This is a genomic window from Fibrivirga algicola, assembly GCF_011742925.1.
Classification (GTDB): domain Bacteria; phylum Bacteroidota; class Bacteroidia; order Cytophagales; family Spirosomataceae; genus Fibrella; species Fibrella algicola.
Map to the genome: position 1 here is coordinate 423,256 of NZ_WAEL01000003.1, position 19,267 is coordinate 442,522.

General features: G+C 54.6%; 16 protein-coding genes. 8 read left to right on the forward strand and 8 right to left on the reverse strand.

From position 1 onward, the window contains the following. Positions 1–34 precede the first annotated feature (34 nt). Entirely contained in the window at positions 35–928 is an 894-nt protein-coding gene (locus F7231_RS10210) for a cation diffusion facilitator family transporter (protein WP_085410959.1), read from the forward strand. A gap of 540 nt (positions 929–1,468) precedes the next feature. Here the strand turns inward: F7231_RS10210 and dnaG are convergent. Further along, positions 1,469–3,646, reverse strand: coding sequence for a DNA primase (gene dnaG, locus F7231_RS10215; RefSeq protein ID WP_085410960.1), 2,178 nt, complete (start codon positions 3,644–3,646; stop codon positions 1,469–1,471). 257 nt (positions 3,647–3,903) lie between these two features. Between dnaG and lacZ the strand changes: the two genes are divergently transcribed. Both lacZ and F7231_RS10225 read left to right on the forward strand, forming a co-directional pair. Next, entirely contained in the window at positions 3,904–7,179 is a 3,276-nt protein-coding gene (gene lacZ / locus F7231_RS10220) for a beta-galactosidase, LacZ type (protein WP_166691807.1), read from the forward strand. Between the two features lie 120 nt (positions 7,180–7,299). After that, entirely contained in the window at positions 7,300–8,811 is a 1,512-nt protein-coding gene (locus F7231_RS10225; RefSeq protein ID WP_166691808.1) for an amidase, read from the forward strand. Here the strand turns inward: F7231_RS10225 and F7231_RS10230 are convergent. From F7231_RS10230 to F7231_RS10245, 4 genes are all read right to left on the reverse strand, one after another. Beyond that, complete coding sequence (locus tag F7231_RS10230) at positions 8,803–9,021, reverse strand: VF530 family protein (RefSeq protein WP_085410963.1); 219 nt, start codon at positions 9,019–9,021, stop codon at positions 8,803–8,805. The two genes, F7231_RS10225 and F7231_RS10230, sit on opposite strands and share 9 nt — an antisense overlap. Before the next feature lie 128 nt (positions 9,022–9,149). Then, positions 9,150–10,037, reverse strand: a complete 888-nt coding sequence (locus F7231_RS10235; protein WP_085410964.1) for a hydroxypyruvate isomerase family protein — start codon at positions 10,035–10,037, stop codon at positions 9,150–9,152. 77 nt (positions 10,038–10,114) lie between these two features. Beyond that, on the reverse strand, positions 10,115–10,879 hold the full coding sequence (locus F7231_RS10240) for a 3-keto-disaccharide hydrolase (protein ID WP_166691809.1): 765 nt from the start codon (positions 10,877–10,879) through the stop codon (positions 10,115–10,117). A gap of 168 nt (positions 10,880–11,047) precedes the next feature. Next, the gene (locus tag F7231_RS10245; RefSeq protein WP_085410966.1) at positions 11,048–11,515 is read right to left on the reverse strand and encodes a hypothetical protein; all 468 of its coding nucleotides are present in this window, start codon (positions 11,513–11,515) and stop codon (positions 11,048–11,050) included. A gap of 384 nt (positions 11,516–11,899) precedes the next feature. Between F7231_RS10245 and F7231_RS10250 the strand changes: the two genes are divergently transcribed. The 3 genes from F7231_RS10250 to F7231_RS10260 all read left to right on the forward strand — a co-directional run bounded on the left by F7231_RS10250 (position 11,900) and on the right by F7231_RS10260 (position 13,940). Next, a complete protein-coding gene (locus F7231_RS10250) occupies positions 11,900–12,547 on the forward strand; it encodes a hypothetical protein (RefSeq protein ID WP_085410967.1) in 648 nt (215 codons plus the stop codon). A gap of 133 nt (positions 12,548–12,680) precedes the next feature. After that, positions 12,681–13,496 (forward strand): PD-(D/E)XK nuclease-like domain-containing protein, encoded by an 816-nt coding sequence (locus tag F7231_RS10255; protein WP_374757375.1) that lies wholly within the window; start codon positions 12,681–12,683, stop codon positions 13,494–13,496. Between the two features lie 36 nt (positions 13,497–13,532). Further along, a complete protein-coding gene (locus F7231_RS10260) occupies positions 13,533–13,940 on the forward strand; it encodes a hypothetical protein (RefSeq protein ID WP_166691810.1) in 408 nt (135 codons plus the stop codon). A gap of 82 nt (positions 13,941–14,022) precedes the next feature. Here the strand turns inward: F7231_RS10260 and F7231_RS10265 are convergent, their stop codons facing one another. After that, complete coding sequence (locus F7231_RS10265; RefSeq protein ID WP_166691811.1) at positions 14,023–15,156, reverse strand: lactonase family protein; 1,134 nt, start codon at positions 15,154–15,156, stop codon at positions 14,023–14,025. A 96-nt stretch (positions 15,157–15,252) separates the two neighbouring features. On the opposite strand from F7231_RS10265, the gene F7231_RS10270 reads away from it, so the two are divergent. Continuing rightward, on the forward strand, positions 15,253–15,909 hold the full coding sequence (locus F7231_RS10270; RefSeq protein ID WP_166691812.1) for a hypothetical protein: 657 nt from the start codon (positions 15,253–15,255) through the stop codon (positions 15,907–15,909). A 77-nt stretch (positions 15,910–15,986) separates the two neighbouring features. Here the strand turns inward: F7231_RS10270 and F7231_RS10275 are convergent, their stop codons facing one another. Next, positions 15,987–16,706, reverse strand: coding sequence for a LexA family transcriptional regulator (locus tag F7231_RS10275; protein ID WP_198172166.1), 720 nt, complete (start codon positions 16,704–16,706; stop codon positions 15,987–15,989). A 122-nt stretch (positions 16,707–16,828) separates the two neighbouring features. Between F7231_RS10275 and F7231_RS10280 the strand changes: the two genes are divergently transcribed. Then, on the forward strand, positions 16,829–18,097 hold the full coding sequence (locus F7231_RS10280) for a DNA polymerase Y family protein (protein WP_166691813.1): 1,269 nt from the start codon (positions 16,829–16,831) through the stop codon (positions 18,095–18,097). 28 nt (positions 18,098–18,125) lie between these two features. Here the strand turns inward: F7231_RS10280 and F7231_RS10285 are convergent, their stop codons facing one another. Beyond that, positions 18,126–19,163, reverse strand: a complete 1,038-nt coding sequence (locus F7231_RS10285) for a sugar phosphate isomerase/epimerase family protein (protein ID WP_166691814.1) — start codon at positions 19,161–19,163, stop codon at positions 18,126–18,128. Between the last annotated feature and the right edge of the window lie 104 nt (positions 19,164–19,267).

Genomic DNA, 19,267 nt, shown 5'->3' on the forward strand with positions numbered 1-19,267 from the left:
TCCATCTGGTCAATTCATTTAATACACAACGACTATGGAAAACGCACCAATTAAACCGCACCAGGCCGAGCGGGGCCAGAAATCGACGCTGGTGGGCATTGCCGTGAACATCGGGTTGGTATTGGTAAAAGGAACCGCTGGCTGGCTGGGCAACTCTTACGCCCTGATTGCCGACGCCATGGAATCAGGTACCGATATTATCACCTCGATCTTCGTTTGGTTCGGCCTGCGTACGGCGGCTAAGGCACCCGATGAAGATCACCCTTACGGCCACGGAAAGGCCGAGCCCATGGCCGCCATCGTAGTGGCGCTCGCGTTAGTAGGCGCAGCCATTCTGATTGCCGTGCAAAGCATCAAGAATATTCAGATTCCGCACGCAACGCCCGCCCCGTTCACGCTGGCAGTGCTGGCAGGTGTTGTAATCGTGAAAGAAGTGCTGTTCCGACGAATTGCCAAAGTAGGGGCCGAAGTGGAAAGCAGTGCCGTAAAAGCCGACGCCTGGCACCACCGCAGTGATGCTATTACGTCGCTGACGGCCTTCGTCGGGATCAGCATCGCCCTGATCGGCGGACCGGGTTACGAAAGCGCTGACGACTGGGCCGCGCTGCTGGCCTCGGGCTTCATCGTGTTCAACGCGTATCTCATCTTTCGTCCTTCGTTCGGCGAAATCATGGACGAAGCACCGTCCGGCGACTGGCGCAATGAATTGTCAACCATTGCCTTAACGGTACCTCAGGTACGTGGCATCGATAAATACCGGGTTCGTAAAACGGGCTTCGAGTATTTCGTCGATCTCCATGTACGGGTTCCCGGCGAACTAACTGTGAAGCAGGGTCACGACATTGCTCATGCTGTAAAAGCCGCGATCCTCGAAGCCAAGCCTGCCGTGTACGACGTGCTGGTACATATCGAGCCGGTTAAGGTGTAGGAATTGAGTGGCTTGGTTACGCCTGCCTATCATGAGTGACCTTTAGCTGTAGAGCATCATTGATGTTTACTACTAAAGCGAGCAGTATTGCTGCCTTTAGTATCGTAAACTGAATGGAGCTTTTAGCCCCGTCAGGGGCTTAACAGCACAGCGTCGGTGGTAAAATGACGCCATTGTTTCACCCAGTCATAGCGTGCCGTAGGTACGTCACGTAGCTAGGTTACGTACCTACGGCACGTTGAGAATCGGGTAGGGATCGGCTTTCTTACTACCGACGCTGCGCTGTTATGAAGCCCTGACGGGGCTAAAAGCTTCGCCAAATTTCAGCAACCGAACCAGAGCGTCTTTGCTCGCTTCTTGGTAAAAATTAACCCGGCCCGTTCATAACTACAGAAACGAGTAATCGCTAAAAACTGGTAACGTTTAGCATTAGGCCCAGAACGGTGCGCTGCTGCGACCCTACAGTTGAGGGTCACTTGCCATAGGCAAGCAACAACAGGTCGCGACCATCGACAGCACCATACGGGGCACGCTCCCTACCTACCCCGAAATGACCGTACCCAATAACCGTGCGATTTCGACGTCGACACGTTTGAAGTGCATGTAATCGGCCATCAGTTGGTCGGATTCTACGGGGTCTTTTACGGTGCGGATCTTTTGCAGTAGCTCATGCATCCGTTCTTCAGCGATCAGCTTTTTCAAGCGCAGAATGTTTCCGTAGGCCGCTTCGGCTAGTACGCCGATGTCTTCTTCCGAAGGCACAAAAATGTGGAACTTGTCCTGCCATTGATTACTGATTTCGTATCGCTGCGTTGTTAAACTGATAGCCTGATATTGAAGCCCGTTGGCCTGCTGTGGCGTAATCGGGTTTTCGCTGACGGTTGGCCGCTGCTGCACAAAATCGTCGGCGGTCAGGGTATCGCCCCGGCTGAAAGCTTCGCGGAAAAGCGTCAGTATCAGGTCGTAAGGCGCGTGCTGAAAATCGATGTCGTTCAGTTCGCTCAGGATGTAGTGGCAGAGCGTAATGCCTGGTTCCAGCTCCCGAGTACCGTAATTCATCAGCAGCCGGATGCATTCTTCTTCCTGGTACGCCAGCGGAGGGCGAGTTGTATCCGGGCCCGGTGGAGTAAGGCTGGGAGTCGGTTTTCCACCCGGACCGGGCGCCGCCTGCCCTGTTCCATTCTGGCCAGCAGGTACGTTATCCTCTTTGGGTGCGGGCGAAATACCGGCTTCATCGAGGAAGTCGTTGAAGAAATCATCGGGCGGAAAATCGTTGGGGCCGGGTCGGTTCGAGACGGGGCCTGGGCCACGCTGGGACGTGTTTCCGCCATCGCGGGTAGCATTGCGGGCATCGATTCGAGCGTCGCGCTCCTGTTGGCGTTCGTAGTCTTTAACCTGCGTGTCGTGCTGTTTACGAAGCAGACGGTTGCTTTCCGAAATCAGCGTTTGCTCATCAACACTCAACTGCCGGGCGGTCGACTGGAAAAAGACCTGGCGCTTGATCGGGTCGGGAATGCGGGTGATGCTACCCACTATTTCGGTGATCACCTCCGCGCGTTTGAACGGGTTGTCGCCCGCATCTTTCAGCAGCGCCGCCGTTTTAAACGCGATGAAATCTTGGGTATACTGGCTCAAGTACGCCTTGAAGGCCTCAGCCCCCACTTTCCTGACATAACTGTCGGGGTCGTCGCCGTTCGGAAAAGTCGCCACGCTGACGTTCAGGCCCTCTTCCAGCACCATGTCCAGCCCGCGCAGGGCCGCTTTTACGCCCGCCGCGTCGCCATCATACAGAATGGTAACATTTTGTGTGAACCGGCTGATGAGCCGGATTTGCTCAATGGTCAGCGACGTACCCGACGAAGCCACTACGTTTTTAATACCCGCCTGATGCAGCGAAATCACGTCGGTATAGCCTTCTGTCAGGTAACAAACGTCTTCCTGCCTAATGGTTTGTTTAGCCTGAAAGATGCCGTACAGCACCTGGCTTTTGTGGTAGGCCTCGGTTTCGGGCGAGTTAAGGTATTTGGGCGCTTTAGGATCAGGTTTCAGAATTCGGGCTCCAAACGCAATGACCCGCCCCGACACGTTATGGATCGGGAACATAACCCGCCCCCGAAACCGGTCGAAAATTTTTCCGGATTCTTCCCGCGTAACGGTCAAACCCGCTTTGTTGAGCAGTTCGGGGTTGTAGCCTTTTGTCTGGGCGTCTTTGAGCAGCGCGTCCCACTGATCGGGGCTGTAGCCAAGATCGAACGCAGCGATAGTGGGGTCTGAGAAACCCCGCTCACGGAAATAGCTCAGGCCGATGCCACGTCCTTCTTCCGATTTCAGCAGGTGATCCTGGAAGAATGTCTTGGCGTAATTGAGTACGATGTACAGGCTTTCGCGCTCGGTATGCTTCAGTTGCTCCTCGGGCGTAACCTCCTGTTCTTCAATTTCAATGTTATACTTTTTGGCCAGATAGCGCAGTGCCTCGCCATAGCCCAGGTTCTCCACATCCATGATGAACCGGACGGAGTCACCCGCTTTTCCGCAACCAAAACACTTGTAAATCTGCCGCGCCGGGTTGACGTTGAACGAGGGTGATTTCTCGTTGTGAAACGGGCAACAGGCAATGTAGTTACTCCCACGCCGCTTCAACGACACAAAATCGCCCACCACTTCCACTATCTCGGCAGCCTGCCGAATTCGCTCGACGGTCTCTTCAGGAATACGCATAAACGAAGATACGAGTCGGGAGTCAGAAAAAGTCGGGAGTCGATAGTCTGGAAAGTCGACTTACACGAGTTTTACCTCACCCCCAGCCCCTCTCCTGAAAACCAGGAGAGGGGAGCCGCTCTACAGTAGCTTCGCATCTAGCAGCGCTACGCTAAAGCTACTCCCCTCTCCTTATTTCAAGGAGAGGGGTTGGGGGTGAGGTGAATACAATTATCTTACCACCTTGTTACCATACAGCCCATCCTCTACAATTATTCATGAATAATTTCTCCCTTCGTAAAATTTTTGTTCCTGCCATTACCCTGACGTTACAATCCGTTCACCTGCTGGCTCAGACAGCCACTGTCCCCTTTTATGAAGACCCGAAGGTGAGCAGCCAGCATACCGAAACGCCGCACGCGACAATCTGGCCTTTTGCTACCGAACAGCAGGCCATTGCCAACGATCGGGGTACGTCGCCACGCATTCAATCGCTCAATGGGGTCTGGAAATTCAAATGGGTAAAGAATCCCAAACTTGTCAACGGCGACTTCAGTAATCCGGCCACCCCCGACCAGGATTGGGATAATTTACCGGTACCGTCAAACTGGCAGGTGGTGGGGGCCCGCGAAGGACGCGCTTACGATCGCCCCATTTTCACCAACATCATTCACCCGTTTCCGGCCAAACCACCACTCATTCTGGCCGATACCAACGCTGTTGGCCTGTATCGGAAACGCTTTACCATTCCCGCCGAATGGTCCGACCGCGAAACGTTTCTGCACTTCGCGGGTGTGCAGTCTACCTGCCGGGTTTTTCTGAACGGCGCTTATATCGGCTACCACGAAGACAGCATGACGCCCGCCGAATTCAGGATCACCGACGCGTTACGCCCCGGGGAGAACATCCTGGCGGTGGAGGTCATCAACTGGTCGGATGCGAGTTACCTGGAAGATCAGGATTTCTGGCGGCTATCGGGCATTTTTCGGGATGTGCTGCTGCTGAGCCGACCCAAGCTTCACCTGCGCGATTTACAGGTTGTTACCGACCTCGATGAGCCTACATACCGCAACGGCACGCTGAAACTGACGGCTTATGTGCGCAATCTGGTCAGCCAGCAACAGCCCCGCTATCGGCTGAAAACTACGCTGTACGACGCAAAACAACGGGTTGTATTCACCGAAACGCTGGCGTCAGAAACGGCAGTCGGGTCGGTGCAGGAGGGCGTTTTCCGGTTCAGCAAACCCATTGCCGACCCGCTGTTGTGGTCGGCAGAGTTACCCAACCTGTACACGCTTACGCTTCAATTGCTTAGTCCGGATGGCCAGCCCCTGGAGGCAACCAGTCGAAAGATCGGGTTCCGCGAGGTCACCATGCGCAGTGGGCAACTGCTGGTCAACGGCCAGCCGGTAACGTTCAAGGGGGTGAACCGGCATGAGTTCGATACGAACACAGGCCGCGTGATCAGCCGCGAGAGCATGATTCGCGACATCAAATTGATGAAGCAGTATAACATCAACGCCGTCCGAACGAGCCATTATCCCAACGTAACCGACTGGTATGACCTCTGCGACGAATACGGTCTCTACGTGATCGACGAAGCCAATGTTGAAAGCCACGACCTTTGGCAGAAAGGCTACGAACTAGCCGATCGGCCCGAATGGCGCGACGCCTTTGTGGCACGGGGCCGGGCGATGGTGGAGCGCGATAAGAACCACGCCTCGATTGTGATCTGGTCGCTGGGTAACGAAACGGGCATGGGTCAGAACTTCACTGATATGGCCACGATCATTAAACTCGTTGACCCCACGCGCCCCATCCACTACGAAGGTCGTAAGCCCTACACGCAGTCGACCCTGAGCAGTTTCGACATCATCGCTACCATGTACCCTTCAGTTGAAGAAATGGTGAAGCTCATGGAAAAAGATCCGTCGCGGCCGGTCATCGTGTGCGAGTACGCTCATGCCATGGGCAACAGCGTGGGCAACCTGAAAGATTACTGGGCGGCCATCGACAAGTACCCACGCCTGCAGGGCGGCTTCATCTGGGACTGGGCCGACCAGGGCCTGACACTGCGCGACAAGCAGGGCAATTTCTACGTCGATCACATCAACTACATCGACGGGGCCAACGCCTGCGACGGGCTGGTGAATCCCGACCGGACACCACAGCCGGAGTTGAACGAAGTGAAGCGAGCCTACAGCTACGTAAAATTCATTCTGCCCGAACCCCTGTCGGCTACGCAAACGAAGGTCAACCTCAAGAACACCTACGATTTTCAAACGCTCGACAACCTAAAGCTGGTTTGCAAGCTGATGCGCAACGGCGAAGTGGTACAGCAGGGCACGGTACCCACCCTGACCGCCCGCGCCGGACAAACTATTCAGGTGACGGTGCCGTATAACATTCCGACCATCCAGGAGCCGGGCAGCGAGTATTTCCTGGTCCTGAGCCTGCAACTGAAAGAAGCCACGCCCTGGGCGGCGGCCGGGCACGAGGTAGCCGCCGAGCAGTTTCCCATTCAAACCGACATTCCGATGCCGCCCGTGGTGGGTATTTCGCGGATCCCGGCGTTAAAGTCGGCCCCTACCGCCACGGGTACGTCGCTGGCAGGCACAGATTTCAGCCTTACATTCAACCGGGCCACAGGCGGCATCAGCCAGTGGTTTTACAAAGGGAAAGACCTGCTGGCGGGCCAGAAAGACGTTATGGGTGGCTTGTTACAGCCCGATTTCAGTCGCGTGCCAACCGATAACGACGAAGGGGGCGGCGCAAACTCCTTCGCCAGTCGCTGGCGCAAAGCTGGTGTTGATCAGCCAACCGTGAAGCCGGTCGATATGCGCGTCGAGAAGCTGGGGACGCAACGGGTGCGGGTGACGTGTGTCAACGACCTGATCATGACGGGCGGCTCGCTTCGCCAAACGACGGAATACCTTGTTTACGGATCCGGCGATGTACTGGTATCAACAACCTGCACGGTAGGTACGTCGGCGGCTGGAGCAAGTCTGCCACCGCTGGCCCGCGTGGGTATACAGATCAGCCTGCCCGCCAGCCTGAGTGCCCTGACCTGGTACGGACGCGGGCCCTTCGAGAGCTATCAGGACCGGAAGGACGCGGCCTTTGTGGGGCTGTACTCGGGCGCCGTGGCCGACCAATACTTTCCCTACGTGATGGCGCAGGAAAATGGCAATAAAACCGACGTTCGCTGGGCGCACCTGACCGACGGGGCCACTCCAACAACGGGGCTGCTCATTATGGCCGAGCCCAACGGCAGCGGATCGGATCTGCTGAACATCAATGCCCGCAATTACACCGACGCTGCCTTGATGGCGGCAAAGAATCCGCACGCACAGGCCGTAGAACGGGGCAACACAACGATCGTCAACATCGACTACCAGCAGATGGGCCTCGGCGGCGACGATAGCTGGACACCACGTACCCACGCCGAATACCAGCTACCGGCCAATCGCCCTTACAGCTACAGTTTCCGCCTTCGCCCCACCGACGCCCGCACCGACCGCAAGGCAGTGGTCACCATGATCTTACCTAGATAAGCTGCTCATTGTCCTCGTCGGTGGGTTTCTGTTGCGCTGCTGATTACCGAAGCGTACCCAAGCAGGCTAACAGAGAACCAATGACACAGGACAGTGAACAGAAAACTGTAAACTTGCAGCATGACTTCTTCCGAATATCGCCAACAAGATGCCCTTGGGCTGGCTGACCTCGTTCGTAAAGGCGCGGTCACGCCATTGGAACTGCTCGACGCAGCTATTGCTGAGGCGGAGGTGCATAACCCGGCACTGAACGCTATTGTAACGCCGCTGTATGAGCAGGGCCGACGGATGCTCGACCAGCTACCCGCCGGCCGTGCCGGAGAAGCCATGCCCTTTCGGGGGGTGCCTTTTTTACTGAAAGACCTTGAACTGGAGTGGGCTGGCACACCGCTCAAATCAGGGTGCCGGGGCTATGCCGGGTACGTGTCGACCACCGATAGCTTTGCGGTGGCGCGTTACAAACAGGCTGGGCTTATTTTCTTCGGCAAAACCAACACGCCCGAATTTGGGCTGACGCCCTATACCGAATCGCAACTGTATGGCCCGGCCCGTAACCCCTGGAATCCGGCTCACTCACCGGGAGGCAGCAGTGGCGGCTCGGCGGTGGCCGTGGCAGCGGGCATTGTTCCGGCGGCTTCGGCCAGCGACGGAGGAGGCAGCATCCGTATTCCGGCATCGTGCTGCGGCCTGTTTGGGCTGATGCCGTCGCGGGGTCGGGCTTCGCTGGGGCCGGGCTATGGCGAACTGTGGCAGGGAGCCGTACGCAGCCATGTTGTTTCGCGAACCGTTCGTGACAGCGCCGCTTTTCTGGACGTCACCGCAGGTACGTCGCCGGGCGATCCGTATACGATGGGCACGCCCGCCGAAACGTTCCTGAGCCAGGTTGGGAAGCAACCGGGTAAACTACGCATTGCTCTGGCCACGCAGCACCCCTTTCCAGGCCAGCAAACGCATGCCGAGTGCATCGCGGCTGTTCAGAAAACGGCAAAACTGCTCGAAAGTCTGGGGCATACAGTGGAAGAAATCGCCCTGCCTTACGACCACACCGTGCTGAGTCAGGTGTACCTGACCATGGTGCTGGGCGAAACCGGCGCAACCATTCGCGAACTGGGCGATTACCTGAAACGCCCCGCCCGCCGCGACGACATGGAACTAAATACCTGGGCTCTCTCCCGCATTTCGGAAGCCTACTCGGCCGCCGATTTTTCGTATCAGAAACGCCGCTGGAACGACTTGGCCCGCCGCATGGGCGCCCTGCACGAAACCTATGATTTGCTGCTGATGCCCACGCTCTCCCGGCCGCCCATTCGAATTGGCGAGCTGCAAAACACGCCAACTGAAAATCAGCTGATGAAACTGGTGGATGCCGTTGGAGGCTTGAAATTGCTGAAGGGCAGCAAGCAGATCGACCAACTGGCCGAGAAATCGTTTGGTTACATTCCCTTTCCGCCAATTGCCAACATGACCGGGCAGCCATCAATGTCGGTACCGCTGCACCTGTCGGCCGATGGGCTTCCCGTTGGGTCTATGCTCACCGCCGCTTTGGGGAACGACGCGCTGCTGTTTCAGGTGGCGGCGCAACTGGAGCAGGCGCAGCCGTGGATCGGCAACTGGCCCACCGGGCTAGCGTAGGCTCTTCAGGTACAGCCCCTCAACACGCTGACGGGCCCAGTCAGTTTTGCGCAGGAACGTCAGGCTCGACTTGATGCTGGGGTTGGTTTTAAAGCAGTTGATCGGTATTCGTTCAGCTAGTTCTTCCCAGCCGTAGCGTTCAACAAGGTGTTCCAGAATGGTATCCAGCCTCAGGCCGTGTAACGGGTTATTGGGTTGTGGGTCGGGCATATAGGGGATGGCTTATGTGCAGGTGTATTCTGTTCGCTATCGTTTCAATTTCCGACAAAGTAACAACGAGAAACGGCCCGCAGTGTGTTGCTGCGGGCCGTTTCTCGTTGTTACCAGTTCCGGGTACGTTACACGTCGCACAGAAGAACGGCCTCGCGGAGACTCGTGAGCGGGTCGCGCTTCGGAATAAACTCCTGCGCCACGTAGCCTTTAAAGCCAGTAGCCAAAATAGCTTTCATAACCGCCGGGTAGTAAATCTCCTGCGTTTCGTCGATCTCATTTCGGCCCGGATTACCGCCCGTGTGGTAGTGACCAATGTACTGATGGCTCTGCTGAATGGTACGGATGATGTCGCCCTCCATGATCTGCATGTGGTAGATGTCGTACAGCAGTTTGAACTTGTCTGACCCTACTTTCTTGCAGAGTTCAACGCCCCAAGCGGTGTGATCGCACATGTAATCTTTGTGGTTCACTTTACTGTTGAGCAACTCCATAATCATGGTGATCCCGTACTTTTCGGCGCTGGGCATCAGGCGTTTCAGCCCCACGGCACAGTTTTCCAGTCCCTGCGCGTCTGACATGCCCCGCCGGTTGCCCGAAAAGCAGATAACAGTGGTGAGGCCAGCGGCCTTCAGTTTCGGGAAGATCGCTTCGTAGCTGGCTACCAGTTCGTCGTGGAATTTTGGGTCGTTAAAACCGTCGTTAATTCCTTTTCCAGCACCCTGAGGCAGTGCCGACGTAAGTCCATACTTTTTCAGAACAGGCCATTCTTCGGGGCCCGTCAGGTCGATCGACTTGATACCCATCGCCTTGGCAGCCTGACAAAGCTCTTCGAGTGGGATCTTACTATAGCACCACCGGCATACCGAATGGTTGATGTTGCCCTTCAACGGAGCAGCCATCGCTGCGCCGGGCGCAGTGGGTTCATGATCCTTCATGAGTTGTGCAAAAGAGGGTACGGCACTCAGCGAGAGGGCGGTACCAGTTAAGTTTCGGAGGGCGCGACGGCGTTGCATCGGTGAATGGGTGAAGGAATGAGTGAATGAGCGAACAGCGCTGCTATTGGTTGCGGCGCTGTTCGTTCTGTCGCACTTTATAATTCGCGAATACGAATGTTGCGGTACCAAACCTGGTTGCCGTGGTCTTGCAGGGCAATTTTACCCGTCTGGTATTTACCAAAACCATCCCAGGTTTTGAATTTACTTTCCGACACCATTTTGTCCCACTCTGGGCCAGAAGTTGGGTATTCGGCGGTCTTTTTACCATTCAGGTATTGTTCAGCCTTACCATTTTTGATCACCAGTCGGGCTTTGTTCCACTGGCCGGCTGGTTTGGCCGCGTTGGGCGTAACCGGCTTTTGCAGATCATACAGCGAACCAGCGGTGCGGTTGCCATCACGACCCTGCTTGGCATCAGGGTGACGCTCATTGTCAAGCACTTGCATTTCAGGGCCGGTTTGATAGGTGGCCCGATACTTAGGATCTTCGAACACGTGGAAAATGACACCGCTATTTCCCCCTTCGGCAATTTTCCAATCAATCTCCAGTTCAAAATCGCCGTACTCTTTGTCGGTCACCAGGTCACCCACACCACCAGCGGTAAGGTGAATGGCTCCATCCTGCACAACCCACTTTTCGGTAACTGGCTGGCCCGGTTTCAGGTACACATGCCAGCCTGAGAGGGTTTTTCCATCAAACAGGGTCTCCCATGGTTTCCGCGCCTTGTTGATCTCGAGGCTGGTTGTACCCGGCACATCAGACGACCGCTTGGGTAGCCCGTGACTGGCAATTGAGCTGGGTACGTTGAAAAGCAGGGTTAGCGCAACGGCTGCTCCGGTTGTTAATTGCTTACTAGTCATTGAAGAAAAGACGTTGGTTTCAATTGAATTAATACGTCTGTTAGCAAAAGTGGTTAATCATTTGCTTTTACCCACAAACAGGAAGTGCCAGCACCGAGAATTCGATCAGAATCCTCCGCACTGGCACTTCCTGTTTATTAATTGATCGGCTAAAGCGTAAGCTGATAGTTACTGCTCTTTGCCGGCTTTGTCGTCATACCCTTTGTTGTGGGGGTCATACTGGCGGGTCGGATCGTCGCCCTGCTCTAGGTACGTTGCGTCGCCCCGGTGGAAAAGCGCCTCGTCGGATGGATTATCAGGAAGCGACTCCAGGTGTTTAGCCTCCGCCTCGGTCAGGCCTTTTACTTCTTTGTCGGGGTTAAGCAGGGCCGGATCAACGTCCCATTCCTGGTATGTGCCTACGCTCTCGCCGCGGGGCGCATCCGGGTTGTTGTCCGTGAATGTTTCGGCCCGTGTTCCCGCTACGTAATCACGGTTTTCAGAAGCCATGTCCTGCCCCGACGTGCTGTCTTTATACGTGTTGGTGCCTACCCCTTCCGATTCGTGACCGTAATCAGATTTAGCCTGCTGGTTGGGGTTTTGCGAATAAAATTCTGGATCGACATTATCGGGGTCGAAAGGTGATTGGGTCGCCATAGCGCTGATGGATTTGTTTTCCTCTATAACCCGACGGGTCAGTCACTTGTTTTAGCCGCCGAAAATCGTCGATTTGGGCTATTATTGAGGCCAACTATCGTTCAACTAAAATAGTGGGGCATATGTCGCTGTTTTCGCTGGGAGTAATGGAACCAATACTGGGCTTCTAAGCCATTTTAGCGGGGCTTCAACAGGCAAAATGCCGGGAAAATAGAGGGGAGTATGGCTGCCGTATTTCAATGCGTCTTATGCGACAAAAAACGGACACTATATTTTTCTATTTGACTAACTATGCGTATCTTTAAACCAGTAAACAACACCCCTATAAAAGGCAAAAGGGGTCTCAACCGGACCCCCTGCTCGAACAGTAAACAACAAATACTAATGAACACGCAAAACAAGAACACAATCGAGACATTTCAAAACGCTCAGGTGGTGAAACCGTACCAAATGATTCACGAGGGTACGGGCGAAGTGGTCAGTCGGTACAAGTATCTGGAGGGTCATCCACGCCAATACCGGTTCGACGCCAAAGAAGGTGTGTTCAATATCAATGGGGCCGAGAAGCTGGGGCGAACCCTCACATTCCAACCGATTGCCTGGCGCATTTTCACGGATAACATCCTGAATATGGGCACAAAGAACTGGGCAGAGCTCTTTTTCATCGATGAAAAAAACTGCGTCTCAGCCGTTCTTTTCCACGGTTATTCGGTCGATAATATCTTCCGGTTGATCGAGCCGCTGTACTACGACGACCTCACACTGGCCGACGTAGTGATCACGGCGGTGGCCGAGAAAAAAGAGAATAATAAAATTCAGCCCAAGGGGGTTTATTACATCGCCAACTTCTCCTACAAGATGGCCAACCCCGAGAAGTCGGCAGAGTTGAAGCAGTTTGCGCAGGATTATAAAGTGTTCCGTCAGGAAACACTAACCGACATCGCAAACATAAAAACCGCGTTCAACTATTATAACCCGTTTGCCCACGCCATCGACGAACCCGCCTCGGGTTTGCTGGCCGCCGGCGTGTAATCGGGGTTTGGTCTACGGTTCGTCGTTTGCTGTTTATCATTGCTTCGCCAATCAACCAGTTCGTGGTTTAGCGAAGCAACGATAAACAGCAAACGACGAACCGTAGACCAGGACTTCACTTCCCAACTCACGTATGACTCCATCCTTGCTGTACGACTCCAAGTCGTCAATGGCCCCGGCGCAGGTCATCCGCACCACTGGCCTCGATTACCGCGCGCTGCCGCGCATTTCCAATTCGGACTTAACCCGGCTCAAAGAAGAACAACTGGGCTACCAGTTGGCCGCCACCAGCCGGGCTACCGAGCAGGCACGTAGCTTTGGAAAAGCATTTCACCAGCATCTGCTGGAACCCGAAGCAATTGGCACCGTACTGGAACAGTTGCTTCCTGACCTGACCAATAGCCGACTGACAAGCCACGAGCCCAACAAACTAGACGGTGGCCCCACGTCCGGGCTGATGGATGCTGTACGCCATGATCCATTTTGCCGTCGGTACCTACAGATGGCTGAGCAAGGGCGCGCCGGGTATAAATCGGACGCTGGCGAAGCCGAACGCGAACGGGTTGTGCTCTTTACAGACCCAACTACCCAACTCGCCTGCAAGTCGCGCCTCGACCTGGTTTATACCAGTCCGAAACGGCAGAACGCCCTAATTTTTGATTTCAAAACTACCTCGGCACGTACCCAGGCGCAGTTTCTGCAAAGCTGCTATGATTATGACTACGACCGGCAGGCTGCGTTTTACCTCGACAGCCTCCGCTATGCCGACCGGCACGAGTGGACGACGACCAAACAGTTTCGGTTTGTGCTCATCGGGGTGATGAAAGACCAGCCTCATCGCCTCTTTGCGGTCGATGCCACGTCGCTCCCGGGGTTCATCGAGTATGGTCGGAAAAAGTACCGGTTCTGGCTTAAAAAGTGGCAGGAAACCAGCGGGTTAACGGACTAATCGGCATGGTTTTTTGTTCTATAGAAACAACAGACTATGAACACAACAACGCCGTCAGTACCCCTCTCAACGGCCCAGTTGATTGATACCGCCGCGCTCACTGCGCTGCTGGTGTCGGTTCGGCCTTCGCCGATTCAGTTCGACTGGGGAACCGATAATCTGGTGCTTTGGATCGAAGATCTCAGCACCACAGGTACGTTGCTCGACCAGATGCAGGAAGTGATCAGCCGCGTCGGGTTCGCCATTGAGCTTCAAACGGGCTGGGACCACCGCACCGATGAAGCCCTGTACCACCCGCTCTACGGGTACCACATCTTGTTGCGCGATGCCACCGGCCTTTGGCACGGTGTTCGGGTCAACGCCGCCGGTGAGTTTATTGAATCGCTTCCATTGGAAGAAATCAACTACGAAATCGCCTATGATAAGGTGATGTGGATTGATTAAACGTTTTTACACACAGCAAAACAGGGGGCACATAGAGTTATTTTCTCTATATGCCCCCTGTTTCGCTGTGTGTAAACCTCTCCTACTGCCCCGAGATGACGCAGACGGGTGCTGGAATTTTTAACTCCTGCCCGGTTGGGGTGAGCATGCCAGTGGTTGCATTGCGCCGGAACACAACGAGGTTATCGCTGTCCTGATTGGCAACGATCACAAACTGCCCGCGCGGATCGAGCCAGAAATTGCGGGGTGTCTTTCCACCCGTAGGTACATGTCCAACCAACGTAGGTACGCCATTAGTACCGATTTTCAACACGGCCAGCGCATTATGCCCCCGGTTCGACTGATAAATGTATTTCCCCGCTGCATCGATGTGAATATCGGCGGAGGTATTTTTATTCTTGCCCGTAAAGTCGGCAGGTAGTGTGGCTATTCCTTCCTGAATCAAGGTCAGCGCTCCCGTTTTAGGATTTCTGGTGAACACCGCCATTGACGATGTAAGCTCTTCGACTAGGTATACAAACCGCCCATTGGGGTGCATGGCAATATGGCGCGGCCCCGATCCTTTTTTCACCGTGACAAAGGGCATAGCATTGGGGACGGGCTTGTTACCGCCAATGTTGTAGATGTATACCCGGTCGTTGCCCAGATCGGCCACGTACACCTGCTTGCTATCGGGCGAGACGGTGGCCGAGTGTGCATGTGGCCCGTCCTGCCGTGCGTTGTCGGGGTTTTTGCCTTCATACTGAACCTGCTCTACCAACGTACCCAGCGTGCCGTCGGCTTCAATGGGTAGTGCTGTAAAAACGCCGCCGCCGTAGGCCGATACAAACGCCATTTTGCCAGCTTTGTCGATACTGACATGGCAAGGTCCTGATCCTTCTGTTGCCTGCTGGTTTAGCAATGTCAATGTACCTGCCGCCTTATCAATCTTGTAGGCACTAGCCCCGGCAGCACTGGCGCTAGACTCGTTTACGGCATACAGGTATTTTTTTGACGGGTGCAAGGCCAGAAACGATGGGTTCTGTTTGTTGCTGGCAGTGCCCACAATCGAGAGCGCGCCCGACGCGCGGTTGAAGTCAACGGCGTAGATTCCTTCGCTTCCGCGTATAGAGTACGTACCTACATAGAGCCGGTCGGTCGTTGATTTAGGTTGGGCCTGTACACCAGACACCATACCGATGGCTAAAAGGCCAACAAAAAAAGCGAAGCATTTCATGGGTTAATGAGTTACTAAAAAGTAGGTTAAAAGTCTTACTGAGGCTGGTTTTGCCCAAACCATTTGGCCATCTTCCCCCGGCAAATCAAACATACGATGACACACAACCTGTTTACCTGCTCAAAATTAACACTCGTTGGCCTGCTGATAGGCACAACGGGTGCTTTTGCCCAGTTTGGCACATTGCCTAAAACGGTATCCAGCGCCTCGGCAACAACAGCCATTGTTGGCGCAACGTCGGCCGCCGATTCGGCAGCAACGAAACTCGATCAGGCGATTATGGCCAGTGGCAAGGGTGACAAAGCTGCTACAGTAAGTGCACTAAACGAAGGTATAGCCGCTGCCGAAGCACAGGCTACCAGCAGTAAAGGCGATTTCGGCGGTAAGCTAATGAACCAGGTCGGCAATCTAAAGAAATTGATTCCGGGGGTAGAGAGCGGAGCAGTATCGGGCAATGTGCTCACGAAAGCGGTATCGCTTGTAAAGATGGCGTTAGGGGCCAATCAGATCAGTAGCTTGCTTGGCGGCGGTGGAAGCCTGCTCGGGTCCGTAGGCGCGCTTACTGGCGGCCTAAACCTGCTAAAAGGCGGTCTCCCTTCACTAGGTGGCGAGGCCGCATCGACAGGCAGTTCGCTGATTGGCACAGCCCTGTCAGGCGTGAGTAAGCTGGGGGGCCTTGGTGGAGCAGCTGCCGAACCAGCCGTGAAGCAGCAGTTGGGCGGCGTACTGAATTTCGCAAAGGGAATTTTGTAAGTTTCACGTCTCAAGCGCTGCGCTACACCTCCCATTCCGTAGAGTAGCGAAGCGCTTGAGATATGAACCTCATGTCTTTACTCGACCGGCGAATCGACGATGCTGATGATTTTCCAGATGCCGCGCAGGTCTTTATGCCCCACCGTGACGCTACCGCCCAGTGGGTTATCTGAATGCAGCGTTAGGTACCGCTTGGTCATCAGCTCGTTGTCGCGAATGCGCTTCACCACAAAATAGTCGCGGTACATGACCGCGTAAATCCCGCCCGACTGGTATTCCCAGTTGCTTTGATCCACTTGTTCGGCCAACACCTTGGCACCGTTGCCTAGCTGGGGCGTCATACTGTTCCCCGATATTTCGATAACGACAACCGGTTTGTTAGACCGGACTGATGAGCTGCGTACCCGGTACGTATCCATGTCCATTTTGCGGAACCCTTCGGTATAGGTTTCTACAAAACTGGCGTAAAATTTAATGGGCACGAACGGCACCTCGATCAGGTTCTCGTCGGTCACAATAAACTTACTGTTCCCCCCGTCGCTAGTGCCGTCGGCCAGCACGGGCAGAATGCCCCGCAAGAGAAAATCGGCTCTGATCTGGGGGTAACAAGCCAAGAGGCTCATTATCGTATCATACGAAGGCTTTGCCCGACCGCTCAGAATATTGTAAAACTTCGACGGGTTTTCCCCTAAGTCTTTGGAAATCTGATAGATGGTCATCCCCAGCGCATCAAATACCTGCTTAAGGCGATCCTGAATCGTTTCCACTGCTTCGATGTTTACTGCACAGTCTTCCATTTTTATTATATAAAATTTGGATAGTGTGTTATAAGTAAAATATATTGCACCGTTCCAATGCAAGTTTACGACAATTTACTATCAAAAGGAAAGCATACTTTGTGAGTTTTAGCTGATATTTCATGAATGACAACCGCCTGCGTACCCATACTGAGCCAACGGTGCTTTTTGTCGATATGAACAGCTTTTTTGCCAGCTGCGAACAGCAGGATAACTACTGGCTAAGGGGGAGGCCCGTAGCTGTATGCGTGTACACGGGAGCACGCGGTTGCGTGATCGCCCCCTCCGTTGAGGCCAAGCTACGGGGTGTAAAAACTGGCATGCGACTCGACGAAGCGATGGGCATCTGCCCCGATCTGGTACCGGTCGAAACAAGCCCTAACCGCTACCGATCATACCACGTCAAGCTCATCAATCTGTTCAAACGCTTCTCCGATGATGTGCTACCCAAAAGCATCGACGAGGCGGTGATCGATCTGACCAACTACCAGTTGGCTTACAAAAGCATGCCCGACGTAGCCAACCGGATCAAACAGGCGATTCGCACTGAAATAGGCGACTACTTGCGTTGCTCTATCGGAATTGCTCCCAATGCTTTTCTGGCCAAACTCGCCTCGAACCTACAAAAGCCCGACGGACTGGTCACGATATCACCCGCCAACATCGACGATGTCCTAGGCAACCTGACTCTGACCGATTTGCCCGGCATTGGCCACAACATGGCTACCCGGCTACGGGCGGGCGGTATCCACTCGCCCCTCGAACTCCGCTACGCCTCACCCGACCGATTGAAGCAGGTGTGTAAGAGCATCATTGGCTGGCATTGGCACCTACGGCTGAATTTCGGCGGCGAGGTAGACCTGGTCACCCACGCCTACAAGCAGATGCAGGCCATTCGGTCGGTGTCGGCCGAGCAAAGACGCTCACCGGAGTTGCTGGAAACGATTCTGCGTACCCTCTGCCTAACCCTCGAACGGCGGATGGTACGCCAGCAGTTTTTCTGCCGCCAGTTGCAGGGCTGGGTACGTTATTACAACGGCAAGCGCTACGAAGACAGCCTGACTTTTAGCATTCCTATACAGGACGGCATCGACTTGTTCAACCTATTGTGCAGCCGGATGAAGCGCTATCAAGACGCACATCAGTGCAGCCCGCTGCTCAACGCTGAGGTCGGGCAAATTGGTGTTGGCGTCAGTGATTTCATTCCGGCCGACCACATTCAGTATACCCTGTTTGAGGACAATACGCGCAAAGACAAATTTCGGCAAACGCTACACGACATTAATGCGCGGTTCGGAAACAACAGCCTTGTGCGCGCAACCGAACTCCGCGACGAGCCCGTCAAGGATCTCATCGGCTTTGGATCGATCAAGGATCTTCACGACTGGTAGCCGCTTAAGTCAGCACGGACAGCGTCTGCTAGCTCAGCGCATTCCGGCAAAAGTCGACGCATTTCTTGACTTCGGCCACCGCGTTCGAACCGGCTGGCACTTTGTATTCGAGTTCAACCGTAGCGGGGAAGTTATACTTCTGATCGCGCATCAATTTGAGCACTTGAAGCAGCGGCGTGTCACCCTGTCCCCAGGGTAGATTGCCTTTACCATTAGCTGGCAGTTGGCGGTCTTTGATGTGCATGCTCGCAATGCGCGTATGCTTTTGCCGGATCAGGTCGAGCGGGTCGGGTTGACCGGCAGCCACGTAATGGCCCAGATCAAAATTCATAGCGTTGCCGGTCGATTGCGCCAGGGCGGTGTCCCAGAATGTGGGCGTTTGCTGCTCGTGGCCGTGGTAGCCAACGCGCAGGCCATGCTTTTCGGCGAGTTTCCCTAACCGAAGCGTCTGCGCATCGTTTGCTGGGTGCTCTACCGTTACCTGATTGGCACCCAGTGCTTTAGCCGCCTGCATGCCATAGTTTATGTCGGCGTCGGTATTCTGTATACTAAACGCGTCGGGCTTAAATCCGTAGATGGTCACGCCGGCCTTATTGTACAGCTTCCGGACCTGCTCAAACTTGGCCATAGGCGCAGACAGCCGCCACTTGGCTAGTTCAGATCGGTAGGCTTTAGTCTGCACGTCAGCGTCGGCCACCATCTTTTCCTCATCGGCGGTCAAAGGCTGATTTTCGCGCCGTTTGCGCATCAGCGGAAACAGCACCTGCATATTGACCGGATTTTTGGGGGCACCCGCAAACGATTCAGCGGGCCCACCCATCAATTCAATGGCACTAATGCCGCAATCGAGCACATACTGAAGGGTGGCCTCGGCGCTCTGGTCGGGCATATCCCGAAACGAGTAGGTGATGACGCCAATCTGCACACCGCCAATCAATGAATTTGGCTTATCCAGGCTGCGAATAATGGCTGGAGCCCCAAAAAGCTTACTACTCCCGAGCATCGCTCCCGAAACGAGAGCGGCAGTAGCGCCCAAGAACTGACGACGTGATGATTGGTTTTGCATGGTTTAGGTCCGGTTGGTTTACCTGGCTTTTGCAGCCAGCACTAGTTTTACCGACTGAATACCAAACCTTATTCTTTCTACTGATTAGCCCGCCACAATTGACC

What these genes read in the sequence shown, in the direction of transcription:
- F7231_RS10210 (WP_085410959.1), top strand. Translation starts at nt 35, where the DNA reads ATGGAAAACGCACCAATTAAACCGCACCAGGCCGAGCGGGGCCAGAAA.
- dnaG (WP_085410960.1), bottom strand. Translation starts at nt 3,646, where the DNA reads ATGCGTATTCCTGAAGAGACCGTCGAGCGAATTCGGCAGGCTGCCGAG.
- lacZ (WP_166691807.1), top strand. Translation starts at nt 3,904, where the DNA reads ATGAATAATTTCTCCCTTCGTAAAATTTTTGTTCCTGCCATTACCCTG.
- F7231_RS10225 (WP_166691808.1), top strand. Translation starts at nt 7,300, where the DNA reads ATGACTTCTTCCGAATATCGCCAACAAGATGCCCTTGGGCTGGCTGAC.
- F7231_RS10230 (WP_085410963.1), bottom strand. Translation starts at nt 9,021, where the DNA reads ATGCCCGACCCACAACCCAATAACCCGTTACACGGCCTGAGGCTGGAT.
- F7231_RS10235 (WP_085410964.1), bottom strand. Translation starts at nt 10,037, where the DNA reads ATGCAACGCCGTCGCGCCCTCCGAAACTTAACTGGTACCGCCCTCTCG.
- F7231_RS10240 (WP_166691809.1), bottom strand. Translation starts at nt 10,879, where the DNA reads ATGACTAGTAAGCAATTAACAACCGGAGCAGCCGTTGCGCTAACCCTG.
- F7231_RS10245 (WP_085410966.1), bottom strand. Translation starts at nt 11,515, where the DNA reads ATGGCGACCCAATCACCTTTCGACCCCGATAATGTCGATCCAGAATTT.
- F7231_RS10250 (WP_085410967.1), top strand. Translation starts at nt 11,900, where the DNA reads ATGAACACGCAAAACAAGAACACAATCGAGACATTTCAAAACGCTCAG.
- F7231_RS10255 (WP_374757375.1), top strand. Translation starts at nt 12,681, where the DNA reads ATGACTCCATCCTTGCTGTACGACTCCAAGTCGTCAATGGCCCCGGCG.
- F7231_RS10260 (WP_166691810.1), top strand. Translation starts at nt 13,533, where the DNA reads ATGAACACAACAACGCCGTCAGTACCCCTCTCAACGGCCCAGTTGATT.
- F7231_RS10265 (WP_166691811.1), bottom strand. Translation starts at nt 15,156, where the DNA reads ATGAAATGCTTCGCTTTTTTTGTTGGCCTTTTAGCCATCGGTATGGTG.
- F7231_RS10270 (WP_166691812.1), top strand. Translation starts at nt 15,253, where the DNA reads ATGACACACAACCTGTTTACCTGCTCAAAATTAACACTCGTTGGCCTG.
- F7231_RS10275 (WP_198172166.1), bottom strand. Translation starts at nt 16,706, where the DNA reads ATGGAAGACTGTGCAGTAAACATCGAAGCAGTGGAAACGATTCAGGAT.
- F7231_RS10280 (WP_166691813.1), top strand. Translation starts at nt 16,829, where the DNA reads ATGAATGACAACCGCCTGCGTACCCATACTGAGCCAACGGTGCTTTTT.
- F7231_RS10285 (WP_166691814.1), bottom strand. Translation starts at nt 19,163, where the DNA reads ATGCAAAACCAATCATCACGTCGTCAGTTCTTGGGCGCTACTGCCGCT.